At 47.8% G+C, this 15,886-nt stretch carries 13 protein-coding genes and 1 pseudogene (1 of these 14 cut by a window edge); 11 read left to right on the plus strand and 3 right to left on the minus strand.

Translation table 11 applies throughout. From position 1 onward, the window contains the following. Window positions 1-4 precede the first annotated feature (4 nt). The 3 genes from J4G07_16585 (at window position 5) to J4G07_16595 (ending at window position 2,316) form a co-directional block, all read left to right on the plus strand. Window positions 5-178 (plus strand): transposase, encoded by a 174-nt coding sequence (locus tag J4G07_16585; GenBank protein MCE2415604.1) that lies wholly within the window; start codon window positions 5-7, stop codon window positions 176-178. Window positions 179-361: 183 nt separating this feature from the next. After that, window positions 362-1,198 (plus strand): phytanoyl-CoA dioxygenase family protein, encoded by an 837-nt coding sequence (locus J4G07_16590; protein MCE2415605.1) that lies wholly within the window; start codon window positions 362-364, stop codon window positions 1,196-1,198. 296 nt (window positions 1,199-1,494) lie between these two features. Further along, a complete protein-coding gene (locus J4G07_16595; protein MCE2415606.1) occupies window positions 1,495-2,316 on the plus strand; it encodes a LamG domain-containing protein in 822 nt (273 codons plus the stop codon). Window positions 2,317-2,388: 72 nt separating this feature from the next. On the opposite strand, the gene J4G07_16600 is transcribed toward J4G07_16595, so the two are convergent. The 3 genes from J4G07_16600 to J4G07_16610 form a co-directional block, all read right to left on the minus strand. Continuing rightward, complete coding sequence (locus J4G07_16600) at window positions 2,389-3,162, minus strand: hypothetical protein (protein MCE2415607.1); 774 nt, start codon at window positions 3,160-3,162, stop codon at window positions 2,389-2,391. A 119-nt stretch (window positions 3,163-3,281) separates the two neighbouring features. Continuing rightward, window positions 3,282-4,010 carry a DUF4159 domain-containing protein gene (locus J4G07_16605; protein MCE2415608.1) on the minus strand — a complete coding sequence of 243 codons (729 nt, stop codon included), beginning with the start codon at window positions 4,008-4,010 and terminating at the stop codon, window positions 3,282-3,284. A gap of 44 nt (window positions 4,011-4,054) precedes the next feature. Then, the gene (locus tag J4G07_16610) at window positions 4,055-5,512 is read right to left on the minus strand and encodes a DUF839 domain-containing protein (GenBank protein MCE2415609.1); all 1,458 of its coding nucleotides are present in this window, start codon (window positions 5,510-5,512) and stop codon (window positions 4,055-4,057) included. A gap of 317 nt (window positions 5,513-5,829) precedes the next feature. Between J4G07_16610 and leuS the strand changes: the two genes are divergently transcribed. The 8 genes and pseudogenes from leuS to J4G07_16650 all read left to right on the plus strand — a co-directional run. After that, window positions 5,830-8,385: a leucine--tRNA ligase gene (leuS, locus tag J4G07_16615; protein MCE2415610.1), complete on the plus strand. Its 2,556-nt coding sequence runs from the start codon at window positions 5,830-5,832 to the stop codon at window positions 8,383-8,385. Window positions 8,386-8,532: 147 nt separating this feature from the next. Further along, the gene (locus J4G07_16620; GenBank protein ID MCE2415611.1) at window positions 8,533-10,287 is read left to right on the plus strand and encodes a ribonuclease J; all 1,755 of its coding nucleotides are present in this window, start codon (window positions 8,533-8,535) and stop codon (window positions 10,285-10,287) included. Between the two features lie 351 nt (window positions 10,288-10,638). Then, window positions 10,639-12,042 (plus strand): 3-isopropylmalate dehydratase large subunit, encoded by a 1,404-nt coding sequence (gene leuC / locus J4G07_16625; protein ID MCE2415612.1) that lies wholly within the window; start codon window positions 10,639-10,641, stop codon window positions 12,040-12,042. 77 nt (window positions 12,043-12,119) lie between these two features. Beyond that, the gene (locus J4G07_16630) at window positions 12,120-12,326 is read left to right on the plus strand and encodes a DUF2281 domain-containing protein (protein MCE2415613.1); all 207 of its coding nucleotides are present in this window, start codon (window positions 12,120-12,122) and stop codon (window positions 12,324-12,326) included. Then, on the plus strand, window positions 12,314-12,733 hold the full coding sequence (locus J4G07_16635; GenBank protein ID MCE2415614.1) for a type II toxin-antitoxin system VapC family toxin: 420 nt from the start codon (window positions 12,314-12,316) through the stop codon (window positions 12,731-12,733). Before J4G07_16630 ends, J4G07_16635 begins: the two co-directional genes overlap by 13 nt. 58 nt (window positions 12,734-12,791) lie before the next feature. Next, entirely contained in the window at window positions 12,792-13,382 is a 591-nt protein-coding gene (gene leuD / locus J4G07_16640; protein MCE2415615.1) for a 3-isopropylmalate dehydratase small subunit, read from the plus strand. A gap of 407 nt (window positions 13,383-13,789) precedes the next feature. Next, window positions 13,790-14,515 (plus strand): HAD family hydrolase, encoded by a 726-nt coding sequence (locus tag J4G07_16645; GenBank protein ID MCE2415616.1) that lies wholly within the window; start codon window positions 13,790-13,792, stop codon window positions 14,513-14,515. A 229-nt stretch (window positions 14,516-14,744) separates the two neighbouring features. After that, a pseudogene (locus J4G07_16650) lies at window positions 14,745-15,886 on the plus strand (IMP dehydrogenase); it runs 330 nt beyond the window's last position.

Raw genomic sequence — 15,886 nt, forward strand, 5'->3', positions numbered from 1 at the left:
AACATTGTTGAAAGCAGGTCGCTGGACGCCTACGACAAAGCCGTGTTCGGCTTGTGGACATCCCAACGAAAATCTAACGCTTTCAGATAGGCAGTGGATATGCCCTGAATGTGTTTCACACCACGATAGGGACCTCAACGCTGCTGTCAACATTTTGCAGGCTGGGGTACCCGCGTAATAATGCGCGATCAGGTCCGTTCGATCACACCTTCGTGAGTGTGGCGGAGACGGAATAATAGCCTGCGGGTGGAGCGACAGTCAGACGGTGGACTCATTGAGAAAACCGCAGTTGCTATGAAACCGAGGTTTCCCACGCCTTTAGGCGTTGGGTGGTATCACTGTAGAATCAATCGAGGGAAATATGGAACGACATAAACTCGAGTACGAAGTACTAAACGACCACAATCCAAATGCGGAAACTGGACAACATTGGGAAATTGAGGTGCACGCGAACCCCGAAGAATTGCAGACGTTCGCCGCAATGGGTTATCTCGTTCGTGAAGGACTCTTTCAGGGAGATGCACTCCAAAAATTGAGAGATGCTCTGGATGGCTTGGAGGAACGCGAATGGAAAAAGCGGGACAGTGCAATGGCAGGTAAACGGGGGTGGGGCTTTATTCCCCGTCATCTGATGGATAAAGATGAAACGTTCTTAGAACTCCTGAAATTCCAACCAACTTTATCAATTGCCCGTGCGATGATGGGACCGCTGGTTCGGTTGCGTGGTCTAAGTGCCCGTATCACTTATCCGGGTGATGACCGCGAGCATCAAACACCGTGGCACCAACATCTACGTGTCGTATCGAACCCGTTGCCGCCGTGGTTTTCACGTCCACACTGCATCGATTGCCTCATCTATCTCGATGATTTGAACGAGGATACCGGCGCGGTCGCCGTTGTTCCAGGGTCACATGACTGGTTAGACAAGGCAACACCAAATAGTTACGAATCCGTAGAAGGTGAAGTCGAACTTCGAGTGAAAGCCGGTGGAGGTGTCCTGATCCACGGCAATCTTTGGCACCGAGGCTTACCAACGCTCAAAGCCAAGCGGAGAATGTTAATCTTAAGTTATACGCCGACCTGGCTACGGAAGTCGCCACATGGGGGGGCACAACCCGAAGACGGGTTAACCCGTGCCTTCCTTAAAGATGCAGACCGGGAAGAACGGATGCTGTTAGGTGTGGGTGGGTATTCCTAAATTGCAGGAGAAATTACAGACGCCAACCGTTGCGGTACCATATTGGACACATACAAAAGAGTTCCTGAAGAAACCGATGCCTGCCTATCTGGAAATCTTCAAATTGGCAGAGCGGGCGAATGTTACCAGGGTCACCGTTGCCATTAAATAGTGCTTGTTTTTTTCTGACAATTTTTGTATACTGTAATCGTGGTTTGTAAGTCATGTTCCAAAGAGGATTTTTTTGTTCTCTTGAAATATGAACGCTTTTAAAGATGATACTGATGCCATGTGCGTGTTGTAAAAGGAGATTTTCAATGAAAACTGCTCTTACGTTCAGATTAGTGATGTCAGTGTTAATTTTAATGGGACCGGTGCTGATGGCTAATGCCCAATCGGTCAAAGAGGATGATCTCATCATCTACTACAGTTTCAACAAAGACACTCTCAAGGGTGATGATGTCGTCGATGTATCCGGTAATAAAAATGACGGACTTATCAAAGGCAGCGATATAAAATCGGTGAAAGGCAAGGTGGGAGAAGGAATGGAGTTTCCCGGGGTTGCGACAGATTATATTTCAGTTCGGGAACACCATTATGCTGATCCGATTGAAGAGATTAGCCTCGCTGCATGGGTTAAGGCGGAACAGAGAGGCATGATTGCGTCATGGGATCGGAGCGAATTCTTCCGTTTTGCTGTAGGTGATGACGTAGGCGGCAACAACGGCACAACTTTTGTTGCTTTTGACACCTGTTGTCCGTGCTGCCATGACTGGTTTGGGAAGACGGATGTCGCGGATAACAAATGGCATCATCTCGTTGCAACGTTCGATGGTAAAGTGAAACGGATATACGTTGATGGGAAATTAGATGAAGAAGAAGATGCCCCGGCTAAGGTCATTGGTGCAGGACTGTCGCGGTTCGGATTCATCGGGATTGGCTCAGAAGCAGGCGCGTTTGACGCAGCTACAGGACCGACATGGGCGTATGGCGGGATTTTAGATGAGTTTATGTTGTTCCACCGTTCACTCTCTGAGAAAGAGGTTGAACACCTTGCCAATGGACCTGAAAATCCGTTTGCGGTCGATCCCAAGGCCAAGTTGAGTACAACTTGGGGTGACATTAAAGACATCCGATAGAATCGGTAGCAGTAGAAAGTTAACGGGCGGCCTCAGAGTGCCGCCCATTTTTTTATCCTTTCCAACACTGGCTTAGGCATCAGGTGCAGCGATTGCTTCTTGAATACCGGGCCACTCATTCCAGATATTGGTGTAGGCATCATACCCGTTTTTCTCACAGTCAACGTGCCGCAGTCGGAAAATGACAGCATAACGGATATCAGCTGCGGCGTTTGGTGCCGCCGTGTGAACGAGCTGATGATGTGTCAGGACGACATCTCCCGCGTTTCCGACTATCTGTTTGGGTCCCTCCGGTAGTTCGGGTCTCGGCATCCCGTCAGCGAGAATCTCATGTCCTTCTTTTTTGAAATACTCGGCAAAGAAACTGTGGGATTTGGGCCAAACGGTGAAGTTCCCGCTATACGGTTGGGGGACATCCGCGAGATAAATCACAGCGAGAGCGGTAAACCCACGCCGATATACCCCTTTTGCCATTCCATTTTTGCCGCTCCCCAACCCGTCAAGATGTCCGCTCGGTTCATTTGGATCATGGTGCAACGGACCTGGGAAACGTAACGCTATCTGTCCTGAAGTCGGAACTTGAAGGTTCCCTTCCCCCATCAATGACTCCGAAAGTTTGAGGATAGGCGTTTTACTGAAGAGATCTACGATTGCTGGCGCGTTGCGGATTTCGTCGCAATAGGATTGTGCTCGGTAACGCTCTAAGTCTCCTTCATTCATACCAACAGCACCGATAGAGTGATTAATTGCCTGCCGCGCCGCGTCTATCATCAGTTGCGGCACAACACCGGGGATAGAGATATAGCCGTTTTCATAAAATTCTAATTTCTGTTTACGACTGAGCATACATGCTTCTCCATTTTGCGGGTATTAAAGCTTACTACCCATTCAAAGTTTGTAATGCGTTCATTATAACATATCCAAAAGATTTTTATCAAATATCCGCACCCTACGATCCTGACGCGTTAATGCGTGAGGGCATAGACAACGGCGTTGATGCCCATCTGCAATGCAGTATTTGAATACTCGCGTGGATAGAAATCCTCGGCGGCATGCTCCCACGCGTCTCCAAGGTCAGTATTGAAGTTGATCATCATCATAAGCCGTCCATTATCGTCATAAACACCGCGGCAGTACGCAGGATAACCATCGTATCTTTCATAGGTGCGTCCACTGAAAAGTGAGCGGAGCCCTGGAATCTGAACGAGTTTTTCAATTTTGAAGAAGCATCGGAAGATCGGATGGGATATAGGAATGTCTACAGGTTCCCGTTCTGGGAAAATCTTCTTGAATTCCGTGTAAAACCGTTCCCATTCACGTTCCCCGTGGAAATCGTCGATAAAAATAAAACCGCCGCGTAAGAGATATTCGCGTAGGTTCTTTGCCTCTTTATAGTTTAATCTGAGGCTTCCAACCTCCAACATGTAAGCAAATGGATATTCAAACAACTCCGCCGCGCCTACCTCAATAATCTTTTCACGCGGGTCAGCATCAATATTCGTCTGTTTGATGAGTTGCCAGATAAAATTCCGGTCGGAGGCGGGCCAATCCACTCGCCAACTACTGCGTCTCGTGAGTTGACCACCATATCTGAGACGGACGAAGGTGAATCTGTCCGAATCCCCCTCGGAGTTCGGCAAGATAGTAGATACGGACATCGCAATGAAAATAGCTAACAACTGGAGGGTTCGCATTTTTTTCGGTTTGAATGAAACATACAAAGACAGGCGCGTTCGCGTTATGCCAGAGGGCGCTGTCGAATTTCGTGCCAAGGACCGGTGATTGCCAACGTAATTCCATGACTCTGAATATTTACAAAGAGCGTCGTGCCATCAGGTGAGAATGTCGCACCTGCGAGTTCGGACATATTACCGGCGTTTCGGGCAAACCTATAGAGATGTCCTTCAGGTGTTATCCCAATTAGATATTCCTCTTCTGGTCCGTCTTCACAGATAATCAGATCGCCCCAGGGCGTGACAGTCAGGTTATCGGCGTTTTCCATGAGATTCCTGTCGTTTGGCTCAACAAAAAGTTGAATCGTGCCGGGTTCCTGTTCCTCGCGGCTTGTGCCTTCATGAGGGCTCGGCATGTATTTCCATATTTGCCCTTTGTACGCAATACCGCCGTTCGTGCAGGCAATATAAAATTCTCCGTGTTCTTGATTACTGCCGTACCAAATGCCTTCGCCGCGTGCGAACTTCGCCGCGTCTTTACCTTCAGCACCTTGTATGCGGAGGTCGTCGTCCGGCGATTCCACGTTCTCAATGTCCACCCATTCGACTGCGAATGCTTCTCCGACTGGAATCGGGTCGTAGGTCCACGGAAGAATCTTCTGCATTCGGCTACGCCAGTTTCGGGTATCTGCGCGCTTCATATCTCGAATTTTCAGTGCCTGAAGTTTGCCACCCGCCGCGAGTTCACCCTGCGTTTCTGGGATAAACCGATAGATTAAACTATCGCCTCTGTCTTCCGTTTGATAGACAATCCCAGTTTTGGGATCAACAGCGACTGCCTCATGATTGAAACGTCCCATTGCCTTCAATGGAATCGGATCCGCCAATTCTATGTCAGCGGAGACAGGCACTTCAAAATTGTACCCATGGTCCACCTCGTATGTTTCCTCTGCCTTCTGCATGGTTTCTTCACAGGTTATCCATGTATTCCAAGGGGTTAAACCGCCAGCACAATTCCGGATCGTCCCGATTAGACTGAGAAAGTGTTTCTCCATCGTTTGTGTTCGCGTGTCATAGACGAGTGTCGTCGTCCCACCGATGCAAGGTAATTCACCGGATCCAGCGTCGTATAAATTGCCTATGGCGGCACGTTCCAATTTTTCATTATTCCATCCGAAAGGTCCGACGTTTTTGGATGTGGCGGTCAATTCGTGATTTCGGACGAGGAGCGTCTTGCCGTTAGGAGCTGGATAAGCCGCCATACCATCGTGTCCACCCGGCACCCACAGTCCGTCGTCCATGATTTCACCTGTTCTCGAAAAGGCGTGGGCGGTGAATCCTTCGGGGAGGTCAAGGAGACGATTTGGACTCGGTGCAAACTCAAAGGGCGGTTCAGGTCTGAAGCCCGGGACATTTTGAATCAAGGCTCGGCTACACCCTAAAAATCCGAGACTGACTGCCGTAGAGGCAGCCAAGAGTGTGCCATAACGTAGAAATTGTCGTCGAGATAACCTATTCTTCATGAATTGTTCCTTATCCGCTAAGCGTCAGCGCGGGAATTATTGTTTTTGTATTGTAGACGGTGGTTGATTTTTCACCTACACAATAAAGTATAACATAAGAATTTTACAATATTTTTTATTTTTTATCAAAAGATTATGGCAAACCCTCAATTATTCAGTGCGCCTGTAGGAATGATCCTGACCTTGATCTCCTATAAAATCGAAAACTGAACGGTTCTGTGTCTGAGAAAAGCCTGCTTGACAATACAACCGAAATGTGTTAAAATTTATTCTTGTAAAGCCACTATGAACAGGACGAAAAAGGAGACGAACGCGAAATGGAGAACCATCCGTACGCCCCGGCAGAAATAGAACCCTATTGGCAAGCCGCATGGCGAGAAAAAGAAGCATTCAAAGTTCCAAACGATATTGAGACCTTGGTAAAGAAACCGAAGTTCTATGTGCTTGGAATGTTCCCGTATACCTCAGGTGCTGGTCTTCACATGGGGCACGCGAAAAATTACGTGCCGACCGATGTGCTCGCGAATTTCAAGCGGATGCAGGGCTATCATGTGATGCACCCAATGGGCTGGGATGCCTTCGGACTTCCGACGGAACGCACGGCAGTCCGTGAAAATGAACATCCGGCACACATTACAAAGCGGAACACTGAAACTTTTCAACAACAGATCCAGCGCATCGGTCTCTCTTATGACTGGTCCCGTAAAATTGACACCTCCCTCCCCGAATACTACAGATGGACGCAATGGATTTTTCTCCGCCTTTATGAAAAAGGGTTGGCGTATCTTGACAACGTACCCGTCAACTGGTGTCCAGCATTAGGCACCGTTCTCTCAAATGAAGAGGTAAAAGACGGTAAATACGTTGAAACGGAAGATCCGGTCGAACGCCGTTTGATGCACCAATGGATGCTCAAAATCACCGCCTATGCAGAACGGTTACTGGAAGATCTGGACTTACTGGACTGGCCCGAGGGTCTCAAGGAAATGCAACGGCACTGGATCGGTAAATCAGAGGGGGCAGATATCACCTTTGACATTAAAGACTACGATCAGACGTTCACTGTTTTCACGACGCGTCCAGATACACTCTTCGGTGCCACCTATTGCGTGCTCGCACCTGAACATCCACTCGTCTCCGAGATAACGCACCCCGATGCCGTTTCCCAAGTTGATGCTTATGTTAAAGAAGCGGTTAACAAATCCGATCTCCAACGGACAGACCTCGCCACAGAAAAGACAGGTGTTTTCACGGGTACCTACGCGATCAACCCATGCAACGACGCGCCTATCCCGATCTGGGTCGCAGATTACGTCCTGATGACATACGGCACAGGTGCCATCATGGCTGTTCCCGGACACGATGAACGTGACCATGAATTCGCTTCAGCTTTCGGTATCCCTATCCTTGAAGTCATCAAAGGCGGCGAAAAACCAATTGAAGAAGCACCTTTTGAAGGAGACGGTGTTTGCGTCAATTCCGATTTCCTAAACGGGTTACAGGTCCCTGAGGCGAAGGAGAGGATGATCGCATGGCTTGAAAGTGAGAACAGGGGAGCGCGCCAAGTTCAATATCGTTTACGAGACTGGCTTTTCTCACGGCAACGCTATTGGGGTGAACCCTTCCCACTGGCACATCTTGAGGACGGGACCATTGTCGAACTACCAGATGAGGAATTGCCAGTTGAACTGCCGCCTATTGATGACTATAAGCCGACAGAGGATGGCAAACCGCCACTCGCCCGTGCAGACGCAAACTGGTTGAAAATGATACTCCCTGATGGCCAAACAGCGACACGCGAAACGAACATCATGCCGCAATGGGCAGGTTCTTGTTGGTATTATCTACGGTTCCTCGATGCACACAACACCGAGGCAGCGTTTGATACTGAACTTGAACGCTACTGGATGCCTGTAGATCTCTACATGGGTGGGGCAGAGCATGCCGTTTTGCATCTACTCTACGCCCGATTTTGGCATAAGGTCCTGTACGATTGTGGATTGGTCTCCACGAAAGAACCGTTCCACGGCTTGGTGAATCAAGGGACAATCCTCGCGGAATCGTATCAGGACGATGCGGGGAAATATTACTATCCACATCAAGTTGAGCAGAATGACGGAAAATCCGTAGCGAAAACATCTGGTGTGCCACTTCATGTGCAAATGGAGAAGATGTCCAAGTCGCGTTTTAACGTTATCAACCCAAACGATGTTATCGACAATTACGGCGCGGATGCCCTTCGGCTCTATCTCCTGTTTATCGGACCTGTCACAGCGAGCACGCCGTGGCAAGATGCCGGCGTAGAGGGTGTTTACCGATTCCTTCAACGTGTCTGGCGGCTCATTATTGATGAGGACAGCGGTGAACTCAGCGAGAAGTTAACCGACGCTGCTGGCACGACGGAACCTGAACTGTGGCGGGAACTCCATAAGACCATCAATCAGGTGACGGAAGACACAGAATCCATCGACAAGATGAATACGGCAATTAGCCAAATGATGATCTTTGTTAACGCCGCTACACAGACGAAAACGCTACCCACTGAGATATTGAAGGTGTTCCTACATCTGCTCTCGCCTTATGCCCCGCATATTGCGCAGGAGTTGTGGCATCGTCTCGATGAAACAGGCTTCATCGCGCATTCACAGTGGCCCACATACGACGAATCAGTACTCACGAGTGCAACAGTAACCATCATTGCGCAAGTCAATGGAAAACTTCGCAACCGGCTTGAACTTCCTGCCGAGGCAACCGCCAAAGAGATCGAAGAAGCTGCACTCTCAGATGAACGGGTTCAGCGATTCGTTGAAGGAAAACCGATTCGGAAAGTTATCGTTGTTTCAAACCGTAATCTTATTAACATCGTTGTTTAATAGCTATCAGTAGGAATGGCTGTTGGTTGTCGGCTCTGGGCTTTCAGTTAAGAGGTGTATTGCTTGGACGTTTCCCTCGTTTAACAAAGGTTACCTCTTGTTACTGACGGAACTGATTGCTGACCGCTGACGGCTAAAAAAATATATATGACAGAAGATTTAGAATTTGAAGGGATCGAAGGAAACGTTTCAATTATTCCATTGGGAGGGTTAGGCGAATTTGGGCTTAACATGATGGTGTATGAGACCGAAAATGACATTATCGTCGTTGACACAGGTTTCATGCTACCGAATGCAGACATGCCCGGTGTCGATCTGATTTTTCCAGACATCCACTATCTGGTTGAACGGAAAGAGAAGGTTCGCGGAATTCTTCTAACCCACGGACATGAGGATCACATCGGTGCCTTATTTTACGTCCTACGGCAGTTAGATGTGCCGGTTTATGGCACGCCGCTTACACTGGCGATTGCAAGCGGGAGATTACGTGAATACAATGTTCTCAGCCAGGCACAACTCAATACGATTGCCCCTGGCGATACGGTCGAATTAGGCGATTTTTCAGCCGAATTCATCCATGTAACACACAGTATTCCAGATACCGTCTCAATTGCGCTACGCACACCGGTCGGCGTTATCGTTCATACGGGTGATTTCAAGTTTGACATGACCCCTATTGATGGTAAGCTGAGCGATATTCAGACGCTGGCGCGTTTGGGGTCAGAAGGTGTCCTTCTGCTCGTTTCCGACAGTACAAACGCGGAGCGACCCGGACAAACGCCTTCTGAGCGAAGTATCTATGGGACAATAGACAACATTTTTCAGAAAGCTGAGCAGAAGTTGTTTCTCTGTACCTTTTCTTCGAGTCTACACCGCATCCAGCAATTCATCGACTTGGCAAATATACATCGTAGGCTTGTTGCTGTCAGTGGACGCTCCTTGCTCAACAATATCCGCATCGCCTCCGAATTGGGTTACCTCAACCTGAATCCTGACTATCTCATTGATGCTCGCGATGCCTCGATGTTCAAACCACACGAGGTAGTGATTTTATGCACCGGCAGCCAAGGTGAACCCCGCTCTGCCTTGTCCCTAATGGCACTTGACAATCATCCATTTTTAAAGGTGGAACAAGGCGATACTGTCGTCATCTCCGCAAGGATTATCCCAGGCAACGAAAAGGCTATCGGGCATGGCATCAACCATCTGCTTAGACGCGGCGCGAAGATATACCATGAACGCAACGCGGACGTTCATGTATCAGGTCATGGCTCAAGCGAGGATCTAAAGTTGATGCTTAATCTTTTACAGCCTAAGTTTTTCATGCCGATGCACGGCGAATATCAAAACCTAATGCGGCATGCTGAACTCGCTGAGTCTGTGGGTATACCGAGGGACAACGTAAAAGTCGCTGAAGATGGTGAACTGATTCGGCTCACCTCCGAGACGTGTGAGGTTTTCGGACGCGAAGGACGTTCTGGACGCGTCCTCGTTGACGGTAAGCCAGAATTTGAACTTGAGGATATCGTCCTACGCGACCGTATCCAACTTTCCGAAGATGGCATCGTTGTTCCGATTATTGTCCTGCACAGCGATATAGGTGCTGGTAATCAGCAGTCAGCAGTCAGCAGTCAGAATATTTCTACGGATAGTAATTCTAAAACAGGATTGAATGCTGGAGAGATAGAGATCATTTCGCGCGGGTTTGTTTACATGGATAAATCTGAAGAACTCATAGAAGAAGCGAAAGAAATTACTCGAAGTATCATTGAGAACCTGAGCGATGAGCAGAAGCAGGAAACGGAGGCTGTCCAAGACGAGATCCGAGGCGCGCTCCGTCGGTTTTTCTCGAAACAGACGCAACGGTCACCGCTCATTTTTCCGGTTGTTATGCGGGTTTGATAAGAGCCATCAGCAATCGGTTTCCGTCAGCAGTCGGCAAGATAACAGTCCCTGATAGCCGACTGCTGACCGCTGACGGGTATAAAAAAGAGCTGTCTATATTTTAGCGGAGGCGATTCAGGACGCCCAAGCAACTGACGCAATTTCAATCCGAGACGCGCTGGCGAATATCAGAGATCTTGACACAGTTCTGGGCAAGTTCTCTTTTGATGCCAACGGGGACGCTATCTATGACCTGAAGGCACTGATAGTAAAAGACGGCGCATTGCAACCTTTTGAGTAACTTTGTTTGGTAGTCTTACGGCGTATTTGGAAACTTCAGATCTAATTTATTGAAAGAGTATAAAAAGTATGAAAACACAAACGATGTACGAAAAGATATGGGAAGCGCATCTTGTGCGCGCTTCCGCAGACGAAGTCCCGATTCTTTATATCGATACACACCTCGTTCACGAAGTCACATCCCCACAAGCGTTTGAGGGGTTAAGGCTCAACAATCGGAAGGTCCGTCGTCCGGATCTGACGTTCGCCACGATGGATCACAATGTGCCGACAACGGATAGGTCGCTACCCATCACCGATTTGATTGCCGCAAAGCAGATGGAAACGCTCGCGCAAAACTGCACCGAGTTTGACATTCCGCTCTACGACATCGATAGTCCTGAGCAAGGGATCGTGCATGTCATCGGCCCCGAACTCGGCATCACATTGCCCGGCAAGACCATTGTCTGCGGGGACAGCCATACGTCAACACACGGTGCACTCGGTGCACTCGCTTTTGGCATCGGCACAAGCGAAATTGAGCATGTACTCGCCACGCAATGCCTTCTGCAACAGGAATCAGAAACTTTTGAGATTCGGATTGATGGCACACTCCCGTATGGCGTGACTGCGAAAGACATCATTCTCGCTATTATCGGGCATATCGGTATTGATGGCGGCAATGGTGCCGTCGTTGAATACACAGGTTCCGCTATCCGCGCCCTCAGCATTGAGGAACGGATGACCGTTTGCAATATGTCCATTGAGGCGGGGGCACGTGCGGGTATGATTGCACCTGATGATACCACTTATGAATACATTGCTGGCAAACGTTTTGCACCGAAAGACGAGGCGTTTGATGCGGCAGTTGAAGGGTGGAAGCAACTCCCAACTGATGAAGGTGCAACATACGATCGGACCTTGCAACTCGATGCAGCAGAAATCGCACCGCAGGTGACGTGGGGCACAAACCCCGGTATGGTGACGGATGTAACAGGACGTGTGCCAGACCCGTCAGACATGACAACACCCGACGAAAAAAGTGCTACTGAACACGCTTTAGCGTATATGGATCTCACACCCGGCACACCCATCACAGATATTGCCGTGGATAGGGTTTTCATCGGCAGTTGCACCAACTCCCGTATTAGCGATCTACGAGCCGCTGCGGAAGTCGCAAAGGGTAGGAAAGTCGCAGACACCGTCAGTGCGATGGTCGTTCCGGGTTCACAGGCTGTCAAACGCCAAGCGGAGGCGGAAGGGCTTGACGATATTTTCCGTGCCGCCGGTTTTGAATGGCGCGAAGCCGGTTGTAGTATGTGTCTCGGTATGAATCCTGATACTCTAATGCCGGGGCAACGCTGTGCCAGCACATCAAATCGGAATTTTGAAGGTAGACAGGGCAAAGGCGGACGCACGCACTTGGTGAGTCCACAGATGGCGGCCGCGACTGCAGTCACAGGTCGTTTTGTGGATATCCGGACGTTTGGGTAGGCCGAATACAGACTTGTACGGGATGCCAAGGGCATACGAAGAACATATTCGCTATCAAGGTAAATACGGAGGTAACAATGGAATCTACCATTATTGAAAAAATTAGGCAGCTTCCGCCCGAACTCCAAGAAGAAGTCATTCATTTCATTGATTTCCTGCGAACAAAAAAAAGTTCAAAAGGGAAAAAAAGACCGAACTTGGAGTGGATTGGCGGCTTAAAAGCGTATCGTGACCAGTACACTGCCCTCGAACTTCAGAAAAAGGCGTCAGATTGGAGGGATTAGTGTACCTCGCGGATACCAATATTTTTCTTGAAGCCTTGCTGGGACAAGACAGAAAGGGCGATGTCCAATCATTCTTACAGACTGTTGACTTGAGCGCAATCTTCATAACAGATTTATCTCTTCATTCCATAGGTATTATTCTCTATCGATTGAAGAATTTCGCGCTCTTTAACTCGTTCATAGAGGATATAATTGTTGATGGAGTTGGCGTTCTCTCATTGCCTCCCGAAGATCTTAAAACGTTGGATCTAACAGCCGATAAATTTAACCTTGACTTTGACGATGCATACCAATATGCTGTCGCTACGAAATATGAGATGCAACTCATCAGTTTCGATGCGGATTTTGATGGAACTGAAAGGAGACGAAGGGAACCGATTGAGGTGTTAAATGAAATACAAGGGTAGTATGAGACCCAAATTCGCCTAAAAATGTCATAGAATACCAAAAGGAGAAAACAGAAACATGGAAGCATTCAAAGAACATGTGGGACGTGTTGTCCCGCTCGACCGGATTAACGTTGATACCGACCAAATTATCCCGAAGCAATTCCTGAAACGGATTGAACGCACAGGCTTCGGTGAATTTCTCTTTAACGACTGGCGTTACCTTGAAAATGGCGATCCGAACCCAGAATTCGTATTGAACCTCCCACGCTACGCAGATGCGAGTATTCTCATCGCAGGCGTAAACTTCGGTTGTGGCAGCTCCCGCGAACACGCGCCGTGGGCACTCCAACAATACGGCTTCAAGGCGATTCTCGCGCCCTCGTTTGCTGACATTTTCCGAAATAATTGCTACAAAAACGGCATCCTACCGATAGCCTTACCTGCGGACATTATTGCCTCGCTCAGTCAAGAGGCACATGACACTGAAGGCTACCAATTGATGGTAGACCTGGACCAGCAGTCGGTGATCTGCGCTGATGGCACTGCACACACTTTTGAAATCGGCGATTTTGAGAAGTACTGCCTCCTGAACGGACTGGACGAAATCGGCTGGACCTTGCAGTATGAGGCAGACATTGCCGCTTATGAGAACCAAAATCCCTCATAGTTTTACAACACGCCTATCCATAGGCATTAATTGAGTATGCTCCAATGGGATTTCCGAATCCCATCGTTCCGCTCAATTACGGAGGTACAGTTTCCTAACTGCACCGAACTTCTACTACAGCCCGCGGTGAAGTTATGGTGAATTATGAAAATAAGTTTACATTTCAATAGACGCAAAAACCCGCCGACACCGCTGGCGAGGTTTCCTAACCTCGCCGTTAGAGTGTATAGGTAATTCTAAAATCTACCATAGTTGGGGTTTACTGCGTTCAATCCAACCTACTAACGATCTTACCTCTCTGGACGCATCCGAAAAAGATTTGAAGAAGCTTGGTGTTTATAGGTTAATCGTAATATGCTCACTGCTACCTTAAAAAATCCTCCAAACCTTAAACATAAGGAACAAAAATGCCCTACAAAGCTGTTATATTCGATCTGTTTGGAACTTTAGTCGAAAATTTCAGCAGTCAAGCGTACGACCAAGTCCAAGTTCAAATGGCTAAAATCCTTGACATTCCATACCCAAAATTCCAGCAAGTCATGCTGGCAACAATCAATGATAAATCCTCAGACGGCTATTATGCTGTTGAAGACAATATACTTGAGATATGTCGTTGCTTAAGTATTAAAGTCAATACGTCCCAAATTGAGCAAGCTGCCACTCTGCATTATGAATTCTCAGAGAGTACACTCATCATCGAACCCAAGGTTTTGAAGTCATTAGGGACATTGAAGCGCGACAACTTACTTTTAGGACTTATCACCAATTGCAGACCGCCTATCCCATCTGCTTTCTTACAGTCTCCATTGGCTCAATACATTGATGTTCCTGTTTTTTCCTGTGAAGAACGGATCAAGAAACCGGCACGCCGTATCTATGAAATAGTCTGCGAGCGGCTGAAGGTCCAACCGCAAGAATGTCTCTACGTTGGCGATGGGAGTGGTCAAGAATTGACAGGTGCCACAGCGGTCGGAATGCTACCCATACTAAAACGCGCTGATTTAACGGATGTCTATGACCCACATCGACCCGAAGTCGAAAACTGGCAAGGCATCGCTATTGATGAAATTTCGGAGTTATGCACTATTATTCCCGAGTTGGCGTCATTATGTGTTAACCCGAATCAATGGTAAAACTTACAAATAACTCTCACTGCGAGGCAATCTCAATAGCTACGAAAACCTACAACCCCGCTGGCGAGGTTTCTAACCTCGCCTCTTTAAAGTGTCTCATTAATTCTAAAATCTACTAAAGAATCTCAAAATGGTTAGATTTTCAGATGTTTGATGAAATGTGTGTATCTATGGCATAGGTTCTAATTTATAGGATCACTTTTTTGTTTTTTGAAAGGAGGAATGAATCATGGCTCATTTTTTTTCTCAAACAAGCCGAACTTTCAGTGAATACTTGCTTTTACCTAACTTAACGACGAAGGAGTGCATCCCTGAAAACGTTGTCCTGAGAACCCCTCTGGTGAAGTTTAAAGTGGGACAAGAACCGTCTCTGGAGGTGAATATTCCGTTTGCATCGGCAATCATGCAAGCCGTTTCGGATCACACGTTGGCAATTGCCTTGGCGAGACAGGGCGGTATATCCTTTATTTATGGGTCTCAAAGTATTGAAGAGCAGACAGCAATGGTCCGAGCCGTTAAAAACCACAAAGCGGGTTTCGTTGTCAGCGACTCAAATCTGAAGTGTAATAGCACGATAGCAGATGTCGTGAAGTTAACCGAAGAAACAGGACACTCGACGATCCCTATAACCGAAGATGGTTCGTCTGCCGGAGAGTTATTTGGACTGATAACGGATAAGGATTATAGGTTAAGCCGAGTGGATTTAAATACGAAAGTCAGCGAACTGATGACTCCGTTCTCCAAACTGATTGTGGGTCGAAAGGGAATTACTATTGAGGATGCCAATGACCTCATTTGGAAACATAAGATAAATTGCCTACCGATTGTTGATGAAAATAGGAAACTGGTCCACTTGGTCTTCAGGAAAGATTACGACGACCATAAGAAAAATCCTCTTGAATCGATAGATTCTCAGAAAAGACTTGTCGTCGGTGCCGGCATCAATACAAGAGATTATAAAGAAAGGGTACCAGCACTCGTAGCCGCAGGTGTCGATATTATTTGTGTTGATTCTTCTGAAGGGTATACAGAGTGGCAATCAGATACCATTCGATTTATTAAAGATGAGTACAACGATACTGTGAAAGTGGGCGGTGGGAATGTAGTGCACGGAGATGGGTTTACGTATTTGGTAGAAGCTGGTGCTGATTTTATAAAAGTAGGTATCGGTGGAGGTGCTATTTGTATCACAAGGGAACAGAAAGGAATTGGACGTGGGCAAGCGACTGCTGTCATCGAAGTCGCTCAGCAAAGGGACGTGTATTTGAAGGAAACCGGTGTTTACGTGCCAATTTGCTCGGATGGTGGTATATTCCAAGATTATCATATCGGTTTGGCACTTGCCATGGGTGCTGATTTCGTGATGATGGG

It is taken from the genome of Candidatus Poribacteria bacterium (assembly GCA_021295715.1).
GTDB lineage: Bacteria > Poribacteria > WGA-4E > WGA-4E > WGA-3G > WGA-3G.

Bases quoted from the DNA above. Each gene is read 5' to 3' on its own strand.
- J4G07_16605 (MCE2415608.1), bottom strand. From the start codon at position 4,010: ATGCGAACCCTCCAGTTGTTAGCTATTTTCATTGCGATGTCCGTATCT.
- J4G07_16600 (MCE2415607.1), bottom strand. From the start codon at position 3,162: ATGCTCAGTCGTAAACAGAAATTAGAATTTTATGAAAACGGCTATATC.
- J4G07_16630 (MCE2415613.1), top strand. From the start codon at position 12,120: ATGGAATCTACCATTATTGAAAAAATTAGGCAGCTTCCGCCCGAACTC.
- leuS (MCE2415610.1), top strand. From the start codon at position 5,830: ATGGAGAACCATCCGTACGCCCCGGCAGAAATAGAACCCTATTGGCAA.
- J4G07_16645 (MCE2415616.1), top strand. From the start codon at position 13,790: ATGCCCTACAAAGCTGTTATATTCGATCTGTTTGGAACTTTAGTCGAA.
- J4G07_16590 (MCE2415605.1), top strand. From the start codon at position 362: ATGGAACGACATAAACTCGAGTACGAAGTACTAAACGACCACAATCCA.
- J4G07_16620 (MCE2415611.1), top strand. From the start codon at position 8,533: ATGACAGAAGATTTAGAATTTGAAGGGATCGAAGGAAACGTTTCAATT.
- J4G07_16610 (MCE2415609.1), bottom strand. From the start codon at position 5,512: ATGAAGAATAGGTTATCTCGACGACAATTTCTACGTTATGGCACACTC.
- leuC (MCE2415612.1), top strand. From the start codon at position 10,639: ATGAAAACACAAACGATGTACGAAAAGATATGGGAAGCGCATCTTGTG.
- leuD (MCE2415615.1), top strand. From the start codon at position 12,792: ATGGAAGCATTCAAAGAACATGTGGGACGTGTTGTCCCGCTCGACCGG.
- J4G07_16595 (MCE2415606.1), top strand. From the start codon at position 1,495: ATGAAAACTGCTCTTACGTTCAGATTAGTGATGTCAGTGTTAATTTTA.